A 23,145-nucleotide genomic window follows, 5' to 3' on the forward strand; every position below is an offset into this window, starting at 1 on the left:
ATTCAGACAGGCTACAACAAATTGTTTGCGGTGAGAAGCAACGGGACACTTTGGCAGTGGAATTACAATGCTGAAGCGGCGGCTAAGCCGTTTCAAATCAGCAATGCGCAGAGTATCACCGAGGTGTGGGGCACAACGGGGACCTTTGGCTTGGCCCAGCGTAAGGACGGTGCTTTGTTAGGCTGGGGTGAGGGCTTCTATGGAGGCCTTGCCGCAGGCAGCGGCACGGTAACCAATGATGAATCCCTGGCGGCCCTTCCGGTACAGGCACCGCTCAAGTTTACGGTGAACGGACAGCCGGTTACCTTTTATGGAACTTCAGGTGTGATCGGAGGGAAGCTATATGTCCCTTACACCAGTGTGTTCAAGGCTCTCGGTGTGAAAGCGGTGATGAGCCAGTCCAATCCTGATCCAAAATATAATAATTACCGCTTCACGGTCTGGTCCTTCGTGTACGGTAATACCACGGTCCAGATCAAAGCGGCAGACCCGGAACAGCTGTTCATAAACGGCAAAAAGTCGGAACAGGCGGTCACCTTGTACAGGCTATCCGACACAACGCTATTCCCTCTGGAGGACCTCACCAGGCTGCTCGGAATCAGCCTGGACTGGAATAAGGCCACCGGTGAAGCACGGCTGAACAATTAAAAATTTGAACGAAAAAGGTTGACACCATCTGACTTGCCGTGTAACATATGAAAAGTCGTCATGCTAATAACACTTATATATTCTCGTATAACCCCGCAGCCGTTAAGGCATGGATAGGGCGGGGGTTTCTACAGGAAGCCTATTCTTCCTAACTACGATGATAAAGACCCGCCTAAGCGGTCCTTATCCCGGAGTTAGGATTTTTTGCGTGTTCCGGCAGTTGTCAGATTTAAAAGATTCAGGAGGCATATTCAACATGAAAGACATGAAATACTTATTATCTGTTCTTATCGGAGCCATGAGCTACGGGATTTTATCAACCATAGTGGTGCTGGCTTACGGCCAGGGCTACAAGCTTGGGGAGGTTGTGGGCACACAGCTGCTGACCGGCTGTATTCTCGCCTGGCTGCTGGCCGGCTTCACGAAGGTCAGAGCGGGCCGCAGGCTGCGAAGCAGCAGTAACACACCGGCTGCAGGCAAGCCTGCGTTTCAGGCCTTAACCTGGAAGCACCGCGGCCTGCTGATGCTGGCCGGAGCTCCGACTGTCGTTACAGGGCTGCTGTATTATCAGTCACTGCGCTATATTCCGGCATCGCTGGCCATCATTCTGCTGTTCCAGTTTACCTGGATCAGCGTGCTGATTCAGTCTGTGAGCAAGCGGCAGCGTCCGGATAAAATTACAATGCTGACCCTGCTGCTGCTGTTCGGCGGCACTCTGCTGGCTGCAGGTGTCCTGGGCCAGGGAGCCTCGGAATTTAACCTGCTAGGGATTGCACTTGGTCTGCTGTCAGCTGTCAGCTACTCCATGTTCATTATTTTCAGCGGAAAAGCCGTTCCGGCAGCACATCCGGCCTACCGCAGCGCATGGATGGTTACCGGCGGCATGGTCCTGCTGTTCATCATGTTCCCGCCGCACTTCCTCTTTAACGGTCTGCTGTGGGGGCCGCTGCTGCTGTTCGGATTTCTGCTTGGCCTGTTTGGCGCCTTCATTCCGCCGCTTCTGTTCGCAATCGGTGTTCCGCATATCGGCGGCGGCATGGCCGGTATTCTCGGCGCTGTTGAGCTTCCGGTAGCTGTGCTGATGTCCTCCTTCGTGCTGAATGAGCATGTGAGCGGCCTGCAGTGGATCGGAGTTGTGCTCGTCCTGCTCGGTGTCGTGCTGCCTGAGCTGTATAAGCTGCGCTGGAGAAGCACAGAGGCTGTAGCTTAAACCAGCCCGCTCAAAAAGGGTGTCCCGGAAGCCGTGAAAACGGCGGCTGGAGACACCCTTTTTTTGTATCCGGACCATCCCGGAAACAGGAATTACTGCTTGCTGCTGCACACGGCGATATAGTTCAGGTCCTTGCCTGTAGTATTAAAGAAGCTGTACATTTTTTTGAACTGTTCGCGGTTTTCCTTTTTCATCGCATTTCTGAAGATACGCACCGTACCCGCCAGGCCTTCATCCCGCAGCATGCCTTTAATGCTCATCAGGGACATCCGGCCGCTTGCATGATCCACCCTTTTGAAGCCGGCTCCATTAAACAGGCCTTCCCAATTGGAGACAGGCAGCGGCTCCACATTGACATTAATCGTTCTGCGCAGCTCAGCCAGCTCATCAGCCATATTGTCCTTGGCAAAGGTAATATCATGCGTCAGCAGCACGCCTCCGGGCTTAAGCACCCGGAAGTACTCGGCAACAGCCTTTTCCTTCGCGCTCTGGTTCAGCATGGTCAGCATCGCTTCATTAATTACAACGTCAAAGCTGTTATCCTCAAAAGGCAGCTTCATCGCGTTTCCCTGCTTCACCTGAATATAACCCTCAAGCCCGGCAGCCTTGATATTGCCTCTGGCTTTATCCAGTGCCCGGTTATCCATATCGATCCCGGTGATCTGGCATTGATACTGCTTCGCCAGCTGAATGGAGGTTGTGCACATATTGCAGGCTACCTCCAGCACTTTGCTGCTGCTGCTCAGCCCGGCATGTCCGATCAGCCAGTTGGTTGCAGCCACGCCGCCGGGACGCAGCCTTTTTTTGCCCAGCTTGGCCAGGAAATTATGCCCTACTTCCTTTTTCACCGAGACGCACCTCCTTTTTCTCTGGCTTTACCACCGTCAGCAGCATCTGGAACGCTTCCTCCGCATACAGGGCGTGGGGAATATTGGCCGGAAGAATAATGGTCTCGCCGGCTTTTACGTCATACTCCTTGTCGGCAATGGTGATGCGGGCCAGTCCTGATAAAATATTGACCATGGCGTCGCCCGGAGAGGAATGCCCCCCGATCGACGAGCCTTTGTCCAGTGACAGGAGAGTCATGGCAAGGCTTGGGCGCTGCACCAGCGTCAGGCTGGACACCTGCTGCTCTTCAATAGTAATAATGCTGCGAAGATCAATAACCTCTGCATGAGGCAGCTTTTTGATATACATTTCTTGTTCCATGCTGTTTAAGCCTCCTGATTAAAGTCTGATTTGCAGAAATTTGGCGCCTGCCGGAGCAGCGAATTCATGCCAGGTGTCTGCCTGCACCCATAATGAGGTTCCTTCTGTCAGGCAGCTTAAGCTGCCGTCCACCAGCATATGGAGCTCACCTTCAAGCACATGTATGAGCTTAGCGAAGGGAGAGGTCTCGGAGCTGATCGTTTCATCCTGAGCCATGGCATAAAGAACCCACTCAGGTGCTGCTGAATCCCGGCCGGGCAGACCCTCAAAGCTGAGCGGCCTGCTGGCAATCCGGTGAGGTTTGATGTCAATCATATTTTTTAGCGAGAAAGGGGTTCCCGCGCTGATTCCGCTCATGTCGGCCTCCTGTATCAGTTGATAGTTTTTTTGCATTTGATATAATGAAGCTAAATATGAGAATCGTTCTCATTTATTGAATTGTAGCAGAGTTTTCACTTTAACTCTGTTGCCATGGCAACAGGAGGAAGATAAATATGCAGGAATATATGGATAAAATCCGCAGCACCGTGTTATTCAAAGGCTTCCTGGAGCATGAAGTGCTGGCTGCGCTGCATTGTCTGCAGGGAACGGTCAGGGATTATGCCAGAAAGGAAGTTGTTTTTGAGCAGGAGGCGCTCCTGGATTCAGCAGGAATTATCCTTTACGGCAATGTACTGCTGTGTAAGGAAAATATTACGGGAGCGCGGCTGATTTTCTCAGAGCTGGAGAGCGGCGATATTCTGGGAGAGACAGCGCTGCGCCTTGCGCAGGAGCCCAGCGGCTATGAAGCCGTAGCAGGCTCTGACTGCAGGATTCTGTTCATCCAGATCAGCAAAATCATCCGGCCGGGCCATCAGACCTGCCAGCTACGGGCGCGGATTATTGAGAATATGATGGCGCTGCTGCTTGAGAATAACCGGGCAGTCTACCAGAAGCTTGATCTGGTCTCGCATAAGTCCCTCCGGGAAAGGGTGCTGCATTATTTGAGCCTGCAGGCACAGAAGAACAATTCCGCAAGCTTCGAAATCCCCTTCAGCCGCAGCGACCTTGCTGATTATCTGACAGTTGACCGCAGCGCCTTGTCCAGAGAGCTGCAGCGGATGGCCCAGGACGGGCTGATCACGATTTCACGCAACCGCTTCGAGCTGCTGGGTGAGCATGTGCCCGCAAGTGAGCAGGGAAGCCGCTGATTCATGAATCCCATATATGTCCAATAGTCACAATAGGCCAACAACACATATCAGGAGGCTGTGACATGACACAATTACAGAAGTCTTTGGCGAAAACAGGCAGAGCCGTACTGCTGGGTGCAGCTCTGGCAATTGCGGGCGGTACCGCAGCTGTTGGTGCACAGCCGGCCTCTGCGGCTTCAGCAACAGAAGCCCAGGCCGTCTATAACCAGTTCAGTAAATATGTAAGCAATCCGTCAAGCCTTGCCCAGGCCCGAAAATATCTGATCAATCATATTGGCAAAGCCGGCTCCTGGTACGCAACCGTGATGACGCTGCAGCTGGAGAATGCCCAGAGGGCGGAGCTGGACCGCTTCTCGGAGAAAATCTACCCGGAGCATGTGCAGAAGGTGCTGATGGATGCTAAGGTTACCAATGATCTCACCTATACAGAGCTGCTGAAGCGGGTTAAGGACTCAGGTGTACGCAAGCTTATTGAAGAGACCTGGGATAAGGGCTACAAGCTGGAAACGAGCGAGGGAATGTATTATCCGGTAATGCATTATGAGGGCTACAAGGTATTTAAGCCCCATATCGGCAAGGATATTGCCGCCTATTTTGATATCATGGCTACCGAGACCAACAGACCGTCAGCTTTCGACGCCGCGATTGTAATTACCTGGGATGAGCTAATCGGCAGAGCAGCAATTATGAGTGATTATGTTGACGATTATCCGAATTCGAACCGGGCAGCTGCAGTGCGTGAGCAGCTTTCCTATACTGTCCCGAGCGTACTGATCGGGGCGAACAATACACCTGCTTACGATTATGATACCAACGAACTCGACCCTGAGCTCCGCAGAGCCTATGATGATGTTCTGCTGGAGGGGCCGGGAGACAATACAGTGCTGAATATTATTGCCAGGCTGATCCCGCTGCTGGACGCTTCCGGAAATAAGCATACAGAAGAGGTTTCAGCTTATCTGGACCAAGTGATAGACAGCTACACTGAACGCTGATGCTTTAAAAAGGCCAAAAAGGGCAGCCCCATTAACGGGCTGCCCTTTTGGATGGAGCATGAGGGAGCAGGTTCCGCTTTTTTATTGTTTAGGAAATTAAACAATCCCCAAAATGTGGATAACTTCGATGAAAAATAGAGGAGGGATGAACGTGAAGAAACGTTGTTCTTTTCCATAGAGCTGGAGTGAATAGCTGTAGTTTGTACACTTATTATGCTCATTTCGGCTCTAAAGAGTATAATGGGGATTTTTAATTGTACAGACTGCAGTTAAAATGAAAAATCAGCTCTTTTCGAGCCGTATAGTTGTAGAAAGTGCAGTTATAATCAAGAAGCAGCCCCGCATTACGGCCCAATAGGCGGGATACGGGCTGTGGGGCTGTTTCGAATGGGGACATTATTGTTTGTTGCCCCTAGCTGCAACAGAGCAAGGCTGCATTCCTTCATATTAATCGCAATCTCCTCTTGCTGCGACAGCCAGCTGACGGTGGCGCCAAGCTGCCGGCTGATAACGCGCAGCGGCAGAGAAATTGAGCCGTTCACAATGAACAGCGGTGTGGCCAGCAGGGCTATGTTTTACCGCTTATCTTTGTCTCTCCGCTCACGGTATGAATGAAGGCGGAGAGCTGGCGGTGGTGCAGGTAGTTACTATTTTGTCCTGCATAATTTGTTTCAGCCAGCCGTGACGAGGGTATAAGATTACTTATTATTTCAGAAGATTTAGAATAACAGCAACAGGAGGTATCGGTCTGTGTCAGTACATACTTATTTACGGAAAGCAGGACAACCGCTTCTCGCGGGAGTTCTGATTTTAGCACTTACTGCCTGCGGTTCCGCCGCTAACGAACCGGAGCAGTCCGGTTTAGACAGCCTGCAGAAACGCACGTCTGTCCTGGAACAGGAGCTTGCCATGCAAAAGCAGCAGATTGCGGAATTGGAGCAGCGGATTGCTGTGCTCCAGGCAGAGGGTAGCGCAGCCCCGCAGCCTTCTCCTGCAAACAGTCCATCCGCCGAAACTTCCGGAAATGGGCCGGCAGGTCAAGGTGATGGCGTAATTATAACTTTTGCGCAATATCAGCAGCTCAACATAGGCATGACCTATGATGAGGTGCGAGCGATAATCGGCGGAGACGGCCAGGCACTGAGTGAATCTGCAGGGATGATCGTGTACTCCTATTTGGGGTCCTCCTATAGTGGAGGCAATGCCGTGCTCACCTTTTCTGACGGCAAGCTGCTGAATAAAGCGCAGAGCGGCCTGAAATAGACAGATTTGTATCATCCAAAAGGACGTAATCATAAGAAAAAGGACTGAACAGTATCCCGGAAAGGGAAGTGCTCAGTCCTTTTTTACATAAAAAAAACGCCTTATTTATGGCGAAAATGTGAAACTTATAAAATTTATACCTCTATTATATCATAAAATAACAAAAAAATCAAGTGTTGTTTGCCCGGGCTGCCGGATGATACAACTGGAGTGAGGTGATAAAAGATGAAAAATAGAAGCTTAACTGCTCTGGTCAGCGCGTTTGCCAGAGCCTATCATGCAGAGCATAACCAGCATCCCGTATTTAATGATAGTCTTGCAAGAGCTATGCTGACAGATGAGGAGTACCATAACATTGGAGTTCAAATGTCCCAAGGAATCGGGTTCTTTTTGCCGGAATTCAAAGGTTCACAGGAGGAAGCGCTGCGGGCAGTTGTTGACCTTCAGCTGTCTCCGACTCCGCTTGGCCGGGCAGCCTTTGCCGAGCAGTCACTGCATAATGCGGTAATGCTGGGAGCAGGCCAGTATCTGATCCTTGGGGCCGGCTATGACACGTTTGCTTACCGCCAGCCGGAGTGGGCAAGTCAACTGCAGATCTTCGAGATTGATCATCCTGCAACTGCTGAAGACAAGCGGCGTAGAACAGCCGAGCTTCTTCCCCCGAAGCCTGCCAATGTACATGAGGTGCCTGCTGATTTGGCAGAAGCACGGTGGGAGAAGCTCCTCCTGGCGGCTCCGGAATTTGATCCGTCCCGCATCAGCTTCAGCAGCCTGCTGGGCATCAGCTATTATTTGCCTAAGCCAGCCTTCAGGCAGCTGCTGTCCGGCCTGTCAGATATGCTTCCGGCGGGAAGCAGCTTCGTGTTTGATTATCCCGACGGACTTACATTTACTCCGGAAGCCGGAGAACGGACTCAGAAGCAGGTTGTGATGGCCGCACAGGCAGGCGAGCCGATGCAGGCAAGCTATACTTATCCGGAGCTGGAGCAGCTGCTGGAAGATTGCGGGCTCCTTATCTACAGGCATCTGACACCGCCGGAAATAACCAAAGAGCTGTTTCAGGCTTACAATGACAGCCAGCCGGAGCATCCCCTTAGTGCATTTGATAATGTGAACTATTGTCTGGCGGTAAAAAGCTGATCGTCCAGCAGCTGTTAAGCAGTTCGTCCATGCTATTGGCCCAAAAAATCCATGTTCAAAGCCGGCAGATTTCTCTATCATAACTACTATGATAATGATTCTCATTATTAACAAAATACATTTTGGAGAGTGGTAGTAGGCTATGAAAAAGAGAATGATGGGTTTGGTGCTTGCCGGCGTTTTGGCACTGAGTATCGGTTCGGCAGCAAGTGTGAATGCGGCTCCAGTCAACGTTGCAAAAGCCACAGCGGCCACGCAAAAGATTACTTATAAAGGTAAGGTCTATACGGTTCCGGCCAAGACTGACAATATTGTTATCGCCGGTGCACTGGAAGCGATGGAAGATGCGCTGGTGCTGAACTTTAAGCCAAAGGGCATGATTACAGTCGGGGGTAAATTCCCTGCCTTATTCTCTAAAATTTCAACCGGAGTAAAGGGGATCGGCGAAAAAACAGAGCCTGACTTTGAAGCCATTCTAAAGCTCAAGCCTGATGTTATTCTGGGCACCACCAAGTTCCCGGCTGAAACGACCGAGAAGCTGTCGAAGATTGCAACTACTATTCCTGTATCCCATATCGCCACAGACTGGATGGACAACCTGAAGCTGCTTGCCAAGCTGACCGGTAAAGAAAAGGAATCAACAGCAGCGATCGTGAAATACCAGAATGAATTGAAGGTAGCCAAGGCTAAGCTTGCCCCTAAATTCAAGGACAAGTCAGTAGTCGCAGTGCGTATCCGCAGCGGCAGCCTGTTCCTGTATCCGAAGGATGTCTTCTTCAACCGTTCCATCTATGCTGATCTTGGTGCAGCCGTGCCAAAAGAAATCCAGACCGTGAAAGCCCAGCAGAACATTTCGCTGGAAGCCTTCGCCGCAATCAATCCGGATTACCTGTTTGTTCAATTCTCCGCAGATGAAAACAAGGACAACCCGAAAGCGCTGGAGGATCTGCAGAAGAATGCCATCTGGAAGAGCCTGAAGGCTGTAAAGAGCGGCAACGTGTATGTTAACCTGGTAGATCCGCTGGCTCAGGGCGGAACAGCGTTCAGCAAATTCTCATTCCTTGAAGCACTAATGAAGACCAAGCTGTACACAGCCAAATAAAGAGAATTCACATATAATTTTCATGAAAATGCAGGGAGCCGCTAACCGGCTCTCTTTTTTTACGCTTTTTAATAAAAAAATCAGATAACAGTGCATTATTTTATAAAAAACAGTATTCGATAAGCAGAATCTATGGTACAATTTAACTAATTTGTCGAAAAAGCTCGCATGAGGGCGAATTGTAAGAGAGCGGGGATGCTGCCGCTTCATTACCGAAGTATCCGGGATTGCCCGGCAAGCCCTTTTTATGCTTGTCATTCCGGGGATTCAAACGGCAAAGCCAGCAAATTACATCCAGAAAGCGGTGTTTAGATGAGTAGCAGATTTAATGGGAAAGTAGCAGTCGTAACCGGAGCAGGAAGCGGTATAGGACGGGCTACAGCTCTCAAGCTTGCCAGTGAAGGTGCATCAGTAGTCTGTGTGACCATTTCCGAATCGGGAAAAGCTACTGTCCGTGAAATCACTGAACAGGGTGGAGAAGCGCTCTTTATCCAGGGCGACGTTTCTAAGGAGCCTGTTGTACAGGGCATTATCAAGGAAACCATCGAACGCTACGGTAAAATTGACTGCCTGTACAATAACGCAGCCATCACCGGTGACAACACGCTGGTAGTTGACTACCCTGTCGAAACGTTTGAACGGGTTATCGCTACAAATCTCAACAGCCAGTTCATGATGATGAAATATGCACTCCCGCATATGACTTCAGGTTCATCCATTCTTAACTGCGCTTCCCTTCACGGTACGATCGGTATGGCCGGCGATGCCGCCTATTCCGCAAGCAAGCACGCTATCATCGGATTGACCAAATCCGTTGCAGCAGAGGTAGGCCCGCTGAATATCCGTGCAAATGTACTTGCACCGGGACCAGTGCCTACGGTGATGATGGGCCGCTATGAGCGCCTGCTGTCGGATGATGTAGAAGGTCTGCAGTCGGCTATCGCCTCCGGCACAGCACTTAAGCGCTACGGGACTCCTGAAGAGGTGGCGAATTTCGTCTGCTTCCTGCTGAGTGACGAGGCTGCTTTCATTACAGGTACAGTTCATCTTATTGACGGTGGCTATTCAGCTACCAAATAATAGCTCTTCCTGACAGGGAACTGTATATTATTAAATACATTAATTATATTCCTTTTTCTCTCAACAAACCGTAAGTAAAAACCGATATAAATCATATGTACATATGATTTAATATTATACTTGGAGGAATCAGCATGCCTTACACAATGGAAGTTAACTCAGTAAAAAATCAAGTGGTTGTAAAAGCAATGGGTCTTACTGAAGCAGACGTGCCATCTTACATCTCCGATTTCGAAAAAGCAATGAAACAGCTGAAGCCGGGCTTCACCGGGATTACGGATGTAACAGGCTCCCCGACGATCCTTTCGCCTGAAGTTGCTGCAATGCTTGCTCCTACAGGCGAAATGGCTGTAGCCAACGGCCTTGGCGGCTGGGTATATGTAGCTAATTCCCCAATCTGGAAAATGCAGATGAAGAGACTGTTCGGAAGCTTTGCGGTACACTTTCCGACCTACGAGGAAGCAGATGCTTACCTGCTGAGCTTGAAGAAATAAATAAAGCACACAAAAAAGAAGATCCTCCGGGATCTTCTTTTTTGTGTGACTAATATTAATCATTTACTAGCCTATGTAACTAATAGATTGCTATCGGCCCGTAGGGACCGGCGATGATTTCGATTTTGGTTTCGAAAATATCTGTTAAAATATCCGGCTGCATAACCTCATCCACCGGCCCGAATGCGGCAATCTGCCCGTTCTTCATAGCACATATCCGGTCCGAATATTTGGCTGCGAAATTAATGTCATGCATAACGGTCAGAATGGTTCTTCCGAATTCATGGGCGGCGTACTTTAGATGCTCCATCATCTGCACAGAGCGGGCAACATCAAGATTGTTCAGGGGCTCGTCCAACAGCACGTATTCGGTCTCCTGGCACAGAACCATCGCTACATAGGCTCTCTGTCTTTGACCGCCGGAAAGCTCATCCAGGTATCTGTTCTCAAGATCAGTCAGGTTCAGAAAATCAATATATTTAGTAATGATTGCTTCATCCTCCTGAGTTAATCTCCCCTTGGAATGAGGAAAACGTCCAAATCCTGCAAGCTGTCTGACTGTAAGCCTTGTTACAAAATGATTTTCCTGCCGGAGAACAGTTACGATTTTGGCAAGGTCGCTTGATTTGGATTTCGTAACATCCAGATTGGCAACCTTAATAAGCCCTTCGTCCATATCCAGCAGTCTTCCGATCATCAGCAGTGTCGTAGACTTACCGGCACCGTTGGGGCCAATTAAGGAAGTAAGGCCGGCTTTTGGAATGGTAATATTCAAAGGGCCTATTTCAACCTCATCCCCGTAGGACTTTTTGACTTTGTCTATCTGTATCATAAAGAACCCTTTCTTAAAATCAGAATTAAAAAGGTCAGTCCGCCAACCATTTCTATAATAATTGAGACAACCCCTTGGGCATTGAAAATATGGTTCATGACAAAGTATGCGCTCGTCAGGATCGCAAAGCCGATGGCAAGGGCCATGGGGAATACATATCTGTGATCATAGGTTTGTGCGGCCTGATAGGTCAAAGTGGCAACCAGAAAGCCATAGAAGGTCAGTGGTCCGACCAAAGCCGTTGATATGGCCATCAGAATGGAGATCAGGACGAGTGTATAAATCACACTGCTCTGATGTCTCGTGCCCAGGGAGGTAGAGACATCCTTGCCCAGCGCCAGCACATTCAGCCTCTTGGCATTAGCAAGCAGGAGGGCGGCAGCAATGATAACAATCGGGATGGCAACCGGGAAATAGGCGGAATCCGCATTATTGACTGACGCAAACAATTTCGCCTGCAAAATATCAAACTCAGACGGGGCAAGCAGTCTTCTCATAAAGGAGGATACACTTCTCAGTCCGGTCCCGATAATAATTCCGACTAGCAGAAGGAGCTGTAAATTGCCGTATTTTCCGGATAGTAGCCACCCATAGAGAATCAGACACATCACAACCATAGCGGCAACCTGATATAAAAAGGAATCAACCCCGCTGAAATTAACAAATATCGTCGCACCAAGGAAAAAGATGGTACTTGTATGAATGGTTGAATAAATAGCTTCAAAGCCTAAAAGGGACGGTGTGATAATCCTGTTATTCGTAATCGACTGAAAAGCAACCGTGGATAAGCTTTGGCAAACGGCAGCGATCAGCATGGAGACGAGGGCAACAACTCTTCTTGTAACAACCGGGACAAAGGAAGGAGAGCTTACCGGGACCGGATTGTTATATAGGAGCAGCCCGCACGAAGAAATAACGCCAAAAACAATTAAGGCGGTGAGCAAAATCCAGTATTGCTTTTCTTCTTTTCTGGTGCGGAAGGCTCTGGCAGATCTTAATTTGGTGGGCCGGCTGGCATCAAGTTTAACATTGAGGGGATTTCTGCTGGCTAATTCGCTCATCTTATTCTCCTTTTTGACCTCCTTTGTCTTAGCAATATGACGATAAATACGATTGCCCCCACTGTACCCAGTATCATCGAGACAGGTATTTCAAAAGGCATAATCAGGACCCGGGACAGAATGTCACACACGGTAATGGTAGCCATCCCTAACACGCACACCCAGGGCAGATTGCTCCGCAGATCGTCACCTCGGAACATGGACACGATGTTGGGTACGATTAATCCCAAAAACGGCAGGCCGCCGATTACAGCAGCAACAATACCAACGGCTAAAGATATGAGACCAGTGCCCAAGAGCACAATCCGGTTATAGTTTGCACCGAGAGTAGTAGCTACATCTTCCCCCAGCCCTGCCAGCGTCAGCCGGTCAGCAAAAATAAAAATCAGCGCAGTAATCAATACAATAATCCATAGGTACTCATACCTGCCGATTTGAACCGGCGAGAAGGAGCCTACAAACCAGCTTTCAATATTTTGCGTCATTTGGAATACCAGGCCGACGAAGGTTGAAAATGCCGAAATAACTGCTCCAAGCATCATGCCGATGATAGGAACAACCAGAGATGAACGGAGCTTAACTTTTCTGAGAAACATAAAGAAGATCATCGTCCCCAGAAAAGAAAAAATAATCGCACCAGTCATTCTCAGCACCAGTGTCGGGGCGGGGAAAAGCAGATAAACTAACATTAGCCCTAAGCCTGACCATTCCATAGTACCTGTTGTGGTAGGTTCGACTAAACGATTCTGTGTAATAAGCTGCATGACCAGTCCTGACAAAGCCATTGCTGCGCCGGTAAGCATTAATGCAAGGGTTCTCGGGACACGGGTGATGAAGAACATCTCCATTCCGTCCGCTTGTCCCTTTATGTCATATACTCCGGTAAACAGTGAGATGATACTTAGTACGAGGGTTGCTGTAATCGCAAGGATAAAAGGCAGGGTCCATAGCTTTTTGTAATGATGACGCCGGGGCTGAGCATGCTCAACCCCGGACACATTAGGTATTAAATTATTTTGCACTGCGGTTTACTCCTTTTTACTGCTTAGCTAGAGCAGCCGCAAGGTCGTCAAACAGCTCCATAAACGTCTCGATGGATTCATTAGTATAGGTGTCGTTCGGAGCGTAAACAATCTGTCCTTTAGTGATAGCCGTTGTGTTTTTAAGAGCGGGTGCATTATCAATTACGTCCTGTGCAGGCACAGAATCCGATTCAGCGGATACGGCCGCATCACGATCCAGTACAAAGATCCAGTCAGGATTGCTTTGGGCAATAGCTTCAACGGAGATATCATCACCCTGATGATCAGAAGAGGCATTGTTAACCTCTAAAGCGGATGTCCAGCCGAATACTTCATACAGAGGGCCCCAGACACGTCCGGAATGAGGAGCCGAGAAGCCGATTTCACCTGCAGATACGACAACGCTCATAATTTTATCAGTTCCGTTATAGGCGGATTTAGCCGCTTCAATCGCTTTATCAAAATCAGCAGTCAGCTTGACAGCTTCCTCTTCTTTGTCAAAAATTTTACCCAGATTGGTTGTAGCATCCTTAAGACCGTTTACCAGATTTGCTCCGGGTGTTCCTGCTTCTGCGGAAACATCAAAATTGAGGTCAATGATGGCTGCGTTGGGAACCAGCTTTTTGATATCCTCATAGAAGCCGGCGAACCGTTGGCCGACAATGACGAGGTCAGGCTCGATAGAGGCCAGCAGCTCCAGATTGGGCTCACGGTGATTTCCGATATTTTGTACAGCCTCATCCGCTACATATGGTGAATCCGCTGGCATTACATCCTTTGGTACAGCCGCTAATTCAATGTCCCAGGAGCTCAGTGTCTCAAAGGTTCTGTTATCAAGCGCAACGACCTTCTTCGGATTTACAGGAACTGTAACCGTTCCGTGGGCATCCGTAATTTCCACCGTCGCAGGAGCGCTGGTATTAGCAGTATTTGAATTTGCTGCTCCGGCATTGGCTGGCTCATTGCTTGTATTGGAGCATGCTGTTAATGCCAGACTTCCTGCCAGAATAGCCGTTAATGCTGTGAATTTGAATGTTTTCATATTTATCCCCCTAGTCAGATATGCTTGAGTCACAAGCAGAATATTGTATTGAGGAGATCATTATCTTGATATTTCCTCAAGCGCAATATGTAGATTAATCATCAGCTCCTTTTTGGTTAATAGCGCTGCGGAAATATCGTCAAGTGATAGTGATTCTCAATCTCATTAGTTTGTATTATATCAAATGATTTAAAAAGTTCAAACTCTCACATACTTGAGCTGCTAGTGTAACCGGATTCATAGATATGGAATATTGAAGCTTCACCGTGATTGCGTAACCATCCTGCGCATTGCCCGTATAAGGATAAAAGCCGGAGCTGAATCCGTTCTGCAGCAAAAAATACAGCTGAGTATTAACAAATAAGATCCAGGGGTTGTGCATCGTATGAAAGAAAACTTTGAGAATACAGCTGCAAGGGAGTACCGGAAAGCGGAGCTGAAGGCAGTGAGCTACTATACTGCACTCCATAGCCGGGTAACAGACAAAACGTATCTGGCAGATTTGACCGGAGACATTCATTTGTGGAAAAAAAATCATATACGCCGGTTTACCGGATTATCCCTGTTCTCACGGGCCGGGAGCAAGCCTGACACCCGTGACTTTTACCGGTATATCCAATGGCTTAAGGTCACGGGCAAGCTGAATGATTATCTGGACCGCAGTGTTTCCTACATTTATATGAGGGATTTGGGCAAGGATCTGAATAGTCCGCAGACCAAGCGGCGGATTGCAAGAACGGTATCGGATGTGACAGGGTATCTGCTTAAGCCCTTGGGTAAAAATGCTGAAGGCCGGCCTGAGTTCATGAATCCGGCAGAGGTATACCGCTGGGCACAGAAGGAAGGCATTGAATCTGCGGTAATCTGGGTGTTCAAGAAATTAAGGGCCGTTGCGGCGAATATTCCGGAAGGCTTGAATGCTGAGCATGCCCAGCGCAAGCTGATCAAAATTATCATTGGGGTTGTATTGCATGTAATGGAGGAAATAGGGGAAGACGCAGCACCGGAGGAGCGCTCCAGGCGGCTGGATGAAGCGGTAAGGCTCGGTTATTCCTATGGCCTCACTTACCCGTTTGTGGATGATCTGCTGGACTCCGGCATTCTGACAGGCGCTGAAAAGGAGCAGTATTCCGCATTGATCCGTACCGCGCTGCTAACCGGGGAAGTACCCGGGTTAGGTGTCTGGGAGGGGGATAATAAGGCGCTGATCCGGTATATCCATGCAGAGCTTACAGAAGCTTTTATCTATATCAGCGAGCATCAGGAGGAAGGGAGCCGGCAGAGCTTTTTTGCACAGTCGTATGTATTCTTCGAAGCCCAGGATATTGACCGGATCAAGTCACTGGAGCATGCAGAATATACGAATGAGGAGCTGTACGTTCCCGTTATCCTGAAGTCCTCTTCGTCCCGTCTGGTTGCCCGCTCTGTGCTCAGCGCTGCGCAGGATGAAGGCTTTGAAGAGCGGACCTTTTATTTCGGGATTTATAACCAGCTGGCCGATGATTTCGCTGATATGGAGCAGGATTTGAAGGACGGTGCAGTTACTCCTTACACCTATTATCTGCAGCATCATCAGCAGCGGCCGGATCTGATCAATCCGTTTGAGGTCTACTGGGCGGTGGTATCCAATCTGATTCATACCGTCTATCATTCGGATGCCAAAGCGCGCGAGGTCATTCTCGACCGTGCAATCAACGGGCTTAAGCGGTATAAGGAACGGGCGGGAGCGGAGAAGTATAAGGAGACAATGCGGATTTTTGCAGGCGGGATCAGGGAATTCGACCGGTTGCTGCAGAGAATGGTAAGCAAGGCGGATGACGTAGACTTTTTCGATAAGCTGCTGCGGGACGGAGTGGTTGAGCAGCTGAAGGAGGATGCAAGAGAGCAGGAGGCATTCACACACACTCTTCATGAGGTCAGAGCCCTGATTAATGATGAGCTGCCGTTTGCGAAGCCCGATCATATTCCGGCCATGCAGGAACGGCTGATCCATGCAGCCAACTACAGCCTGGAGGGGGACGGGAAGCGGGTGCGCCCGATCCTGACCTGGGTAATGGGGGTGAACGAATACGGACTGGAGTCATCGGCCATCACCCCGCTTCTGCGGTCACTGGAGTACATGCATACGGCATCCCTGATCTTCGATGATCTGCCCTCGCAGGATAATGCGGCTACCCGCAGAGGACGGGAAACACTGCATGAGGTGCACGGCAGCGCGGTTGCTGAATTAGCCGGACTGTATCTTATCCAGCGGGCAATCGGACAGCAGGCCTCACTGAACCGGTTCAAGCCGGAGACGGTGCTCGCCCTGATCCGCTATTCAGCGCAAAAGGCTGAAGATATGTGCATGGGGCAGATGATGGATCTGGATTCAAAAGGCAGAGTCCTTACACTGGAGGAGCTGAACAGGGTATGCTTTTATAAGACGGGGGTTGCCTTTGAGGCCTGTCTGGTTATGCCGGCGATGCTGGCTGAGGTTAAGGAGGATGAGCTTGCTGCGCTCAAAAGGTTTGCCTACCATATGGGCATTGCCTTTCAGATCAGGGATGATCTGCTGGATGTGGAAGGTGAAGCGCAGGTGCTGGGTAAGCCGGCCGGCAATGATGCTGTTAACAATCAGTCCAATTTTGTCTCGGTGCTCGGTATTGACGGTGCCGGCAGGGAGATGTGGCAGCATTACTGCCATGCAAGCGACGCGTTAAAAGAAATTCCCCGTAAGACCTCCTTCTTAAAGCATTTGCTTCAATATGTGGTTAACCGGGAGCGTTAAATGAATAGCAATGAGCCCGCACAGGATGCGGGCTTTTTGTATGTAAATGTGCAAGCTGATTAGCCGTTTAGCCGTTCGTCCGGGAAGCCATTCTTTGGATCTCCTCTACAATCAGCTGCGGCTCGGTATACATAATCATATGACCGGATTTCGGGGCTTCTACGAGACGTCCATCCGGGTGACCGGCAGCTGATTTACGATGGGCAGCATGCAGCAGCGGTCTCATTTTGCGTTCCATACGGGATATGTAGGTGCCCGAGAGAATAGTCAGCGGGATCGAGCCGGGCTGAACCTGCTTGCCGCGAAGCGCCTTCAGGTCCTTGATGAAATCCTTGCCCTCGGCAAGCATGGTTGTACCCGCCTGCCTGCTGAAGTCCTCCCGCTTGTGATCGGCATAGACATCCGCAGGCAGGACCTTGCCTTGTCTGCTGCCGAGCAGCTTATACAGGCCGGTCTTCATAATGAGCGGAACCAGAAAGTCCATTCTTCCGTAATGCCGCTCTGTTTTTTCTTCGAAATACAGGCCGCAGTTCTCGTCGGTAGGATCGACCAGCAGTATTCCAATGATCTTTGCAGGGCCCAGCTTAGCTGCAGCATTGCGTACAATAGGACCGCCCCAGCTGTGGCCGACCAGAAGGAAGGGGCCGCTGCCAAGCTCTCCGAGCAGGAAGAGCAGGTCCCCGGTTATTCTCGCAAGCGTCCGGGGAGCAGGGTCCGGCTCGCTCCGGCCGCTGCCAGCCCGGTCGTAGACAACAGCACGGGCATGTCCTGCGGCCGGGGGCTGTACCAGTCCCCAGCATGAGCGGGACATGCCCATGCCTGATTCGAAGACGACGGTCACCGGACCGGTTCCTTGTTCCATGTAATGAAGCTTGCGGCCGTCTGGGGTCTCTATGTAATGGCTGCTGCCGAATGTATGCGCCTTGGTACCGGACATGTTCATCTCTCCAGTCAATTAAGAATCATTATCAATTGATTTCATTGTAAACGACCAGAACTGAACGGACAAGGAATTAAAAAATAGAAATAAGCTCCTTTGTGTAAGGATGCCTGTCCTCCGCAAACATCTCCTGCCTGGTAAAGCTGTCGACAAACTCTCCCTCACGCATAACGAGCAGCCTGCTGCACATCCGGCTGACCGCAGCCAGATCATGGGAAATGAACAGATAAGCCAGCTTCAGATCACGCTGCAGCTGCTCCAGCAGAGTAAGGATGGCGCCCTGGGATAAGACGTCCAGGCTGGCCGTAGGCTCATCGAGTACAATCAGGGCGGGTTCAATGCTTATAGCCCTTGCTATCGTTACCCGCTGCTTCTGCCCGCCGCTCAGCTCATGAGGATAGCAGTCCGCCAGCGAAGGAGAGAGCTCTACCGCCTCCAGCAGCTCAGCGACAAAAGCGGAGCGGGAGGTGCAGCTGAAATAGGAGTGCTGCAACTGGCGGCTGTATTGGTTATAAGGGTCCAGGAGGGAATCCCTGATGCGCAGCCGCGGATTCAGCGCCGCTGCGGGATTCTGGAAGACCATCTGCATATCGCGGCGGTATGGATTCAGCTGCTTCTCGTTAAGCTGCTGAATGGGCTGTCCTTTAAAGACAATGGCACCGCCGCTTATGGGCTCAAGCTGCAGCAGGCAGCGGGCCAGCGTGCTTTTTCCGCAGCCGCTCTCCCCGACCAGGCCCAGGCTCTCCCCGCGGTCTAACCGGAAGCTTGCAGCCTTGATGGCTTGTTTACCGTTACTGTAATGCTTGGACAGCTGTTCTACGGACAGCAGTGGAGTATTCATGATTGTGCCTCCTGTAAGCCAGACGGAAGACGCGAGAGCACCGGTGCGGCAGCAATTAGCTGGCGGGTGTATTCATGCCGGGGATGGTCCAGGATCCGGTGTGTCCCCCCTGATTCGACAATTTTGCCTTCTTTCATAACGGCGATCCGGTCAGTATAGCGTCTGACATGCCGCCAGTCATGCGTGATGAAGAGGATGGAGCAGCCGGTTTCCAGCCTCAGCCGGTTCAGCAGGCCCATTACCTGATGACCGCTGACACTGTCCAGGGCTGTAGTTACTTCATCTGCGACCAGTACATCAGGCGAGAACAGCAGGGCCAGAGCAATGGAGGCACGCTGCAGCTGGCCGCCGCTCAGCTGAAACGGATAGCGCGCTGCCAGACTGCCGTCCAGACCGACCGATTCGAGAGCGGCTGAAGTGCGGATTGCGGCTTCCTTAAGATGCTCCTTGTCGTGCGTGGCGACGGCTTCCCTGAAATGCTGTCCAATGGTACGGAATGGGGCGAAGGCAGCCTGATAGTCCTGGAAAATGTAGGACATCCGGCGGCCTAACAGCTTACGGAGAGCACTGCGCTTCAGCCCGAGCAGCTCTGTGCCCCCAAGTGTGATGCTGCCTTCCGCAGACAGTCCGGGCGGGAGCAGCTGGCCGGCGCTGCGGGAGAGCAGGCTTTTACCGCTACCGCTTTGGCCGACCAGTGCATGCCATTCACCAGGCTGGACGTTCAGGGATACACTGTCGACCAGTGTGCGGGAAGAGGTGCGTATAGTAATCTGATCAAATTGCAGCATTAAGCCCGAACCTCCTTTTTGACATCAAAATGGTCTCTCAGATAATCGCCCAGCATATTTACGGACAGCACCAGCAGCACAATGGCGAGGCCTGGATAGAGCATCAGCTGCGGTGCAAGCTGAAAGTAGGGGCGCGAATCATTAAGCATCGAGCCCCATTCCGGAGTCGGCGGCTGTACGCCAAGCCCGATATAGGATAGGGAGGAGATCAGGAGAATCACCTTGCCGAGGTCAAGGCTGGCCAGGACAAGCACCTGGCCGGCAACATGCGGCAGCAGATGACGGCCCAGCATTTTTGCCGGAGACAATCCGTTAATCTGCGCAGCCAGCATATAATCCTGCCGGGATTCGGTCATGACGGTAGTGCGCACTACCCGGGCATAGCTGACCCATTTTACCATGACAATAGCAATAATCATGCTGTGCAGACCGGGACCAAGCAGGCCGCTGAGCACAATAACGACGATCATATCGGGAAAAGCCAGGAAGCCGTCGGCAATGCGCATGAATACACGGTCCAGCCAGCCGCCCTTAAAGCCGGCAAGCATGCCAGCCGCCGTACCGATGAACAGTGCGGCTGCCAGGGCAAGCAGGCTATAGCCGACGGTCTGCTGTCCGCCGAGCACAAGCCTGGTCAGCACATCGCGGCCCAGATGATCTGTGCCCAGCGGATGAGTCAGGCTTGATCCCTGCAGGCGGATACTCAGGTCAGTCAGGGTGGAGTCATGGCGGAGAACAAAGGCGGTATAGATGTAAATAAACAGAAGGAGAATGGCGGTTAGGGACGCTGTGCCAAGCTGGACTTTTTTTCTCAGGCCGTTCCCGGACTGCCTAAACAAGCGGATCATGCTACATTCTCCTTCCCTTTAATCTGACTTCAGGCTTCAAATAACGGTTAAGCAAATCTACTCCAGTATTGACCGCAAATACAGTAACGGCCATTACCAGAATGTAGCCCTGGATAACCGGATAATCACGCTGGCGGATAGAATCCACTACTAATTTGCCGATACCCGGATAAGCGAACAGCACCTCGATGACGACAACGCCGCCGATCAGGCTTCCGATGCTTACTCCAAATACCGTAACAACCGGCGGCAGGCTGTGGCGGAAGGCATAGGCCCAGAAGATCCGCCACTCCGGAATGCCGCGCGCTCTCCCGGAAATTATAAATTCCTCACTAAGCGAGTCCAAGAGACTTGAGCGGAGCAGCCGGAGATAGACACTTGATATAGCCAGGCCGAGGGTCAGCGAAGGCAGAACCATGGACGGGAGGCCGCCCCGTCCCATCGTTGGAAGCCAGCCCAGCTGGACGGCGAACAGGTCAATCAGGATCAGCCCCAGCCAGAAGCTGGGCACAGCGGCTCCGATCACCGACAGGGTGCGGCTGAGCTTATCCAGCCAGCTGTCCCGGTAAAGTGCAGACAGGGAGGCCAGCGGTAATGCTACGGCCAGCATGACGGCGAGTGAGCCCAGCGTCAGCTCGAGAGTCGTCGGCAGGCTTGAAGCAATCAGCCTTACGGCAGGCTCGCCGGTAGCATAGGAATTGCCGAAATCCAGCTTCAGAAACTTGGCCAGCCATTGTCCATACTGGACGATAAGCGGATCATTAAAGCCCATTTCCTCACGCAGCGCCTCAATCTGCTCCTGGCTGACCGACAGCTCATCCACGTTCAATATGGTCAGTGCGGGATCTCCGGGAGCAAGCCGGATGAACAGAAAGCTGATAAAGGTTATGAACAACAGAAACAGGACGACTTCAAGAAACTTGCGGGTGATAAGCCGCAGCATTATTTCGTGACATCCAGTTTATTTGTAATCATGTAGTACTCGCTCCGGGTAGTCACCCAGTTCGTAACCTTATCCTTGTTGTAAGCGACAATGGTTGACGGATGCAGGATAAAGGAATTGATCATCTGCTCATGCACATAAGCCGCCGCCTGTTCTGCGAGTGCAGCACGCTCATCAGCGCCTACTGTCTGGTTAAGCTTATCAATAATGGCAGTCAGCTCCGGCTGTTCGGCACCGCTGAAGTTCAGTGCTCCATCCGGGTGATAGGTGGCATTCAGATAATAGCCGGCATCTCCGCGGGGTGCGGTCAGATTGCTGTAGGTAGCCAGATCCCAATCCCGGTTCGAGGCCATATAATCCTCGGGCGTATCAATCTGGCGGATTTCAACCTGTATTCCGATCCGCTTGGCGTCAGACTGGAACACCTGGGCGATCAACGGCAGGTCAGCGCGGGCGCTGTATGTAAGCAATACAAGCTGAAGCGGCTCACCGTTCTTTTGCATGATTCCGTCCTGCTGCGTATAGCCAGCTTCATTCAGATATTGGACCGCTGCAGCTTCACCGCTTGGACCCGGCTCAAAGGAAGGGGCGAACGGCAGGGAAGGCAGGAAAGGACCTTTGGCCGCTTCTCCGTAGCCCAGCAGGATGGTGTCTACAATTTGCTGACGGTTAATCAGTGCGTCTACCGCCCGGCGGATCCGGACATCCTGCATGCTGGTACGTTCCATGTTCATCGTCATCTGATGTACGCGGAAGGTTGAGGTAGCCTCCACTTCAATGCCCTCTTGGGCGCGCAGCACTTCCAGGCTTTCTACTTCAGGGCGGTAGACGATATCCACCTGGCCCGACTGCAGGGCAAGCGTACGGGCATTGGCATCCTCATTGAACGAGAAGGTGACGAAATCTAGCTTGGAAGCTCCGTCCCAGTAGGCATCATAGCGCTCCAGCTCCAGCTTGCTGCCAGGGGCGAAGGAGGTGAGCCTGAACGGGCCGGTTCCGGTAAGCTTTGTGTTAAAATCGCCTTCTGTTACATCAATGACGGACACGTTAGGGTTAACCAGCTCGCTGATGAACTCCGGAAAGGGCCGGGTTGTAGTGATCTGCAGCTGATTGCCTTCTACCTCAATCTGTCCGATATTTAGCGCATTACGGATGGCTACGTTCTCGTTCATAGCCCGCTCCAGGGAAGCTTTTACAGCAGGACCGTCCATTGCCTTGCCGTTGTGGAAGGTGATCCCTTCACGCAGGTTAATGACCCAGTTCACACCGTCGTCACCCTCCCACGATTCAGCCAGCCAAGGAACTACCTTCAGCTGCTCTTCATCCAGCTTCACCAGCGTTTCGGTAATGCCGGCGCGCAGCGGGACATAGCTGGAATCAATATGCGGATCTAGTGAGCGGGTGGAGAAGTTGTAAAGGAAATGAATATGCTTTTTATCCGCGTCCTGGTTCGCTGTATTCTGTGAAGCCTCTGAACAGGCGCTTAAAAGAGTTAATATAATGAGCATTGGCAGGCTTAGGCAGAGCCGGAAGGCTTTAGGTGAGGAGAAAAAACGGAGTGAAGACAGCTGTGTATTCTTTTTCATGATGCACCCTCTTAATTAGTAATAGTTACGAATAAATATGTTATCGTAAAAATTACGATTAATCAAGGCTTAATTTAAAATTGAAACTATTTACAATTTCCGATGAATAAGCTATATTGTACTGGTACAATAAGTACA

General features: G+C 50.9%; 24 protein-coding genes and 1 riboswitch. Of the genes, 10 read left to right on the forward strand and 14 right to left on the reverse strand.

Features of this window, described 5'->3' with window-relative positions:
• The first annotated feature begins 30 nt into the window (after positions 1–30).
• Positions 31–648: a stalk domain-containing protein gene (locus R70723_RS32925; RefSeq protein WP_331281988.1), complete on the forward strand. Its 618-nt coding sequence runs from the start codon at positions 31–33 to the stop codon at positions 646–648.
• Between the two features lie 63 nt (positions 649–711).
• A riboswitch (purine riboswitch) is annotated at positions 712–823 on the forward strand.
• A gap of 90 nt (positions 824–913) precedes the next feature.
• Positions 914–1,858 (forward strand): EamA family transporter, encoded by a 945-nt coding sequence (locus R70723_RS13795; RefSeq protein WP_039878742.1) that lies wholly within the window; start codon positions 914–916, stop codon positions 1,856–1,858.
• A gap of 92 nt (positions 1,859–1,950) precedes the next feature.
• Here the strand turns inward: R70723_RS13795 and R70723_RS13800 are convergent, their stop codons facing one another.
• The 3 genes from R70723_RS13800 to R70723_RS13810 are packed head-to-tail and all read right to left on the reverse strand — an operon-like array spanning position 1,951 to position 3,424.
• Positions 1,951–2,706 carry a class I SAM-dependent methyltransferase gene (locus tag R70723_RS13800; RefSeq protein ID WP_039872830.1) on the reverse strand — a complete coding sequence of 252 codons (756 nt, stop codon included), beginning with the start codon at positions 2,704–2,706 and terminating at the stop codon, positions 1,951–1,953.
• Complete coding sequence (locus tag R70723_RS13805) at positions 2,684–3,067, reverse strand: cupin domain-containing protein (protein WP_081957375.1); 384 nt, start codon at positions 3,065–3,067, stop codon at positions 2,684–2,686. Before R70723_RS13805 ends, R70723_RS13800 begins: the two co-directional genes overlap by 23 nt.
• An 18-nt stretch (positions 3,068–3,085) precedes the next feature.
• Positions 3,086–3,424, reverse strand: coding sequence for a cupin domain-containing protein (locus tag R70723_RS13810; RefSeq protein WP_039872831.1), 339 nt, complete (start codon positions 3,422–3,424; stop codon positions 3,086–3,088).
• 137 nt (positions 3,425–3,561) lie between these two features.
• Between R70723_RS13810 and R70723_RS13815 the strand changes: the two genes are divergently transcribed.
• Entirely contained in the window at positions 3,562–4,257 is a 696-nt protein-coding gene (locus R70723_RS13815) for a Crp/Fnr family transcriptional regulator (RefSeq protein ID WP_039872833.1), read from the forward strand.
• A 65-nt stretch (positions 4,258–4,322) separates the two neighbouring features.
• Positions 4,323–5,255 carry a hypothetical protein gene (locus tag R70723_RS13820; protein WP_039872834.1) on the forward strand — a complete coding sequence of 311 codons (933 nt, stop codon included), beginning with the start codon at positions 4,323–4,325 and terminating at the stop codon, positions 5,253–5,255.
• 344 nt (positions 5,256–5,599) lie between these two features.
• Here R70723_RS13820 and R70723_RS34390 read toward each other — a convergent pair whose 3' ends face one another.
• Entirely contained in the window at positions 5,600–5,827 is a 228-nt protein-coding gene (locus R70723_RS34390) for a stalk domain-containing protein (RefSeq protein WP_144026940.1), read from the reverse strand.
• 178 nt (positions 5,828–6,005) lie between these two features.
• On the opposite strand from R70723_RS34390, the gene R70723_RS13825 reads away from it, so the two are divergent.
• From R70723_RS13825 to R70723_RS13845, 5 genes are all read left to right on the forward strand, one after another.
• The gene (locus R70723_RS13825; RefSeq protein ID WP_039872836.1) at positions 6,006–6,518 is read left to right on the forward strand and encodes a hypothetical protein; all 513 of its coding nucleotides are present in this window, start codon (positions 6,006–6,008) and stop codon (positions 6,516–6,518) included.
• Positions 6,519–6,743: 225 nt separating this feature from the next.
• Positions 6,744–7,658, forward strand: a complete 915-nt coding sequence (locus tag R70723_RS13830; RefSeq protein WP_039872838.1) for a class I SAM-dependent methyltransferase — start codon at positions 6,744–6,746, stop codon at positions 7,656–7,658.
• A gap of 142 nt (positions 7,659–7,800) precedes the next feature.
• Complete coding sequence (locus tag R70723_RS13835) at positions 7,801–8,760, forward strand: ABC transporter substrate-binding protein (RefSeq protein WP_039872839.1); 960 nt, start codon at positions 7,801–7,803, stop codon at positions 8,758–8,760.
• Between the two features lie 312 nt (positions 8,761–9,072).
• Positions 9,073–9,840: an SDR family NAD(P)-dependent oxidoreductase gene (locus R70723_RS13840; protein WP_039872840.1), complete on the forward strand. Its 768-nt coding sequence runs from the start codon at positions 9,073–9,075 to the stop codon at positions 9,838–9,840.
• 134 nt (positions 9,841–9,974) lie between these two features.
• Positions 9,975–10,334: a hypothetical protein gene (locus tag R70723_RS13845; RefSeq protein ID WP_052421310.1), complete on the forward strand. Its 360-nt coding sequence runs from the start codon at positions 9,975–9,977 to the stop codon at positions 10,332–10,334.
• 79 nt (positions 10,335–10,413) lie between these two features.
• Here R70723_RS13845 and R70723_RS13850 read toward each other — a convergent pair whose 3' ends face one another.
• The 4 genes from R70723_RS13850 to R70723_RS13865 are packed head-to-tail and all read right to left on the reverse strand — an operon-like array spanning position 10,414 to position 14,291.
• On the reverse strand, positions 10,414–11,166 hold the full coding sequence (locus R70723_RS13850) for an iron ABC transporter ATP-binding protein (RefSeq protein ID WP_039872841.1): 753 nt from the start codon (positions 11,164–11,166) through the stop codon (positions 10,414–10,416).
• Complete coding sequence (locus R70723_RS13855; RefSeq protein ID WP_039872842.1) at positions 11,163–12,227, reverse strand: iron chelate uptake ABC transporter family permease subunit; 1,065 nt, start codon at positions 12,225–12,227, stop codon at positions 11,163–11,165. The genes R70723_RS13850 and R70723_RS13855 overlap by 4 nt, the downstream gene beginning before the upstream one ends.
• Complete coding sequence (locus tag R70723_RS13860) at positions 12,224–13,234, reverse strand: ABC transporter permease (RefSeq protein WP_231574918.1); 1,011 nt, start codon at positions 13,232–13,234, stop codon at positions 12,224–12,226. The genes R70723_RS13855 and R70723_RS13860 overlap by 4 nt, the downstream gene beginning before the upstream one ends.
• Before the next feature lie 31 nt (positions 13,235–13,265).
• On the reverse strand, positions 13,266–14,291 hold the full coding sequence (locus tag R70723_RS13865) for a siderophore ABC transporter substrate-binding protein (protein WP_039872845.1): 1,026 nt from the start codon (positions 14,289–14,291) through the stop codon (positions 13,266–13,268).
• Positions 14,292–14,676: 385 nt separating this feature from the next.
• Here R70723_RS13865 and R70723_RS13870 point away from each other — a divergent pair, with 385 nt between their 5' ends.
• On the forward strand, positions 14,677–17,061 hold the full coding sequence (locus tag R70723_RS13870) for a polyprenyl synthetase family protein (protein ID WP_144026938.1): 2,385 nt from the start codon (positions 14,677–14,679) through the stop codon (positions 17,059–17,061).
• Between the two features lie 67 nt (positions 17,062–17,128).
• Here the strand turns inward: R70723_RS13870 and R70723_RS13875 are convergent, their stop codons facing one another.
• The 6 genes from R70723_RS13875 to nikA all read right to left on the reverse strand — a co-directional run bounded on the left by R70723_RS13875 (position 17,129) and on the right by nikA (position 22,929).
• Positions 17,129–17,998 carry an alpha/beta fold hydrolase gene (locus tag R70723_RS13875; protein ID WP_052421311.1) on the reverse strand — a complete coding sequence of 290 codons (870 nt, stop codon included), beginning with the start codon at positions 17,996–17,998 and terminating at the stop codon, positions 17,129–17,131.
• Between the two features lie 76 nt (positions 17,999–18,074).
• The gene (locus R70723_RS13880) at positions 18,075–18,842 is read right to left on the reverse strand and encodes an ABC transporter ATP-binding protein (protein WP_039872847.1); all 768 of its coding nucleotides are present in this window, start codon (positions 18,840–18,842) and stop codon (positions 18,075–18,077) included.
• Positions 18,839–19,630, reverse strand: coding sequence for an ATP-binding cassette domain-containing protein (locus R70723_RS13885; protein WP_039872848.1), 792 nt, complete (start codon positions 19,628–19,630; stop codon positions 18,839–18,841). Before R70723_RS13885 ends, R70723_RS13880 begins: the two co-directional genes overlap by 4 nt.
• Complete coding sequence (gene nikC / locus R70723_RS13890) at positions 19,630–20,478, reverse strand: nickel transporter permease (RefSeq protein ID WP_039872850.1); 849 nt, start codon at positions 20,476–20,478, stop codon at positions 19,630–19,632. The genes R70723_RS13885 and nikC overlap by 1 nt, the downstream gene beginning before the upstream one ends.
• Position 20,479: 1 nt before the next feature.
• Complete coding sequence (gene nikB, locus R70723_RS13895) at positions 20,480–21,421, reverse strand: nickel ABC transporter permease (protein WP_039872851.1); 942 nt, start codon at positions 21,419–21,421, stop codon at positions 20,480–20,482.
• The gene (gene nikA, locus R70723_RS13900; protein ID WP_039878747.1) at positions 21,421–22,929 is read right to left on the reverse strand and encodes a nickel ABC transporter substrate-binding protein; all 1,509 of its coding nucleotides are present in this window, start codon (positions 22,927–22,929) and stop codon (positions 21,421–21,423) included. Before nikA ends, nikB begins: the two co-directional genes overlap by 1 nt.
• Positions 22,930–23,145: the final 216 nt, after the last annotated feature.

The organism is Paenibacillus sp. FSL R7-0273 (assembly GCF_000758625.1).
In the GTDB taxonomy this organism is placed as follows: domain Bacteria; phylum Bacillota; class Bacilli; order Paenibacillales; family Paenibacillaceae; genus Paenibacillus_AQ.

What these genes read in the sequence shown, in the direction of transcription:
- R70723_RS13795 (WP_039878742.1), top strand. Translation starts at nt 914, where the DNA reads ATGAAATACTTATTATCTGTTCTTATCGGAGCCATGAGCTACGGGATT.
- R70723_RS13805 (WP_081957375.1), bottom strand. Translation starts at nt 3,067, where the DNA reads ATGGAACAAGAAATGTATATCAAAAAGCTGCCTCATGCAGAGGTTATT.
- R70723_RS13810 (WP_039872831.1), bottom strand. Translation starts at nt 3,424, where the DNA reads ATGAGCGGAATCAGCGCGGGAACCCCTTTCTCGCTAAAAAATATGATT.
- R70723_RS13815 (WP_039872833.1), top strand. Translation starts at nt 3,562, where the DNA reads ATGCAGGAATATATGGATAAAATCCGCAGCACCGTGTTATTCAAAGGC.
- R70723_RS13820 (WP_039872834.1), top strand. Translation starts at nt 4,323, where the DNA reads ATGACACAATTACAGAAGTCTTTGGCGAAAACAGGCAGAGCCGTACTG.
- R70723_RS13830 (WP_039872838.1), top strand. Translation starts at nt 6,744, where the DNA reads ATGAAAAATAGAAGCTTAACTGCTCTGGTCAGCGCGTTTGCCAGAGCC.
- R70723_RS13835 (WP_039872839.1), top strand. Translation starts at nt 7,801, where the DNA reads ATGAAAAAGAGAATGATGGGTTTGGTGCTTGCCGGCGTTTTGGCACTG.
- R70723_RS13840 (WP_039872840.1), top strand. Translation starts at nt 9,073, where the DNA reads ATGAGTAGCAGATTTAATGGGAAAGTAGCAGTCGTAACCGGAGCAGGA.
- R70723_RS13845 (WP_052421310.1), top strand. Translation starts at nt 9,975, where the DNA reads ATGCCTTACACAATGGAAGTTAACTCAGTAAAAAATCAAGTGGTTGTA.
- R70723_RS13850 (WP_039872841.1), bottom strand. Translation starts at nt 11,166, where the DNA reads ATGATACAGATAGACAAAGTCAAAAAGTCCTACGGGGATGAGGTTGAA.
- R70723_RS13855 (WP_039872842.1), bottom strand. Translation starts at nt 12,227, where the DNA reads ATGAGCGAATTAGCCAGCAGAAATCCCCTCAATGTTAAACTTGATGCC.
- R70723_RS13865 (WP_039872845.1), bottom strand. Translation starts at nt 14,291, where the DNA reads ATGAAAACATTCAAATTCACAGCATTAACGGCTATTCTGGCAGGAAGT.
- R70723_RS13870 (WP_144026938.1), top strand. Translation starts at nt 14,677, where the DNA reads ATGAAAGAAAACTTTGAGAATACAGCTGCAAGGGAGTACCGGAAAGCG.
- R70723_RS13875 (WP_052421311.1), bottom strand. Translation starts at nt 17,998, where the DNA reads ATGTCCGGTACCAAGGCGCATACATTCGGCAGCAGCCATTACATAGAG.
- R70723_RS13880 (WP_039872847.1), bottom strand. Translation starts at nt 18,842, where the DNA reads ATGAATACTCCACTGCTGTCCGTAGAACAGCTGTCCAAGCATTACAGT.
- R70723_RS13885 (WP_039872848.1), bottom strand. Translation starts at nt 19,630, where the DNA reads ATGCTGCAATTTGATCAGATTACTATACGCACCTCTTCCCGCACACTG.
- nikC (WP_039872850.1), bottom strand. Translation starts at nt 20,478, where the DNA reads ATGATCCGCTTGTTTAGGCAGTCCGGGAACGGCCTGAGAAAAAAAGTC.
- nikB (WP_039872851.1), bottom strand. Translation starts at nt 21,421, where the DNA reads ATGCTGCGGCTTATCACCCGCAAGTTTCTTGAAGTCGTCCTGTTTCTG.
- nikA (WP_039878747.1), bottom strand. Translation starts at nt 22,929, where the DNA reads ATGCTCATTATATTAACTCTTTTAAGCGCCTGTTCAGAGGCTTCACAG.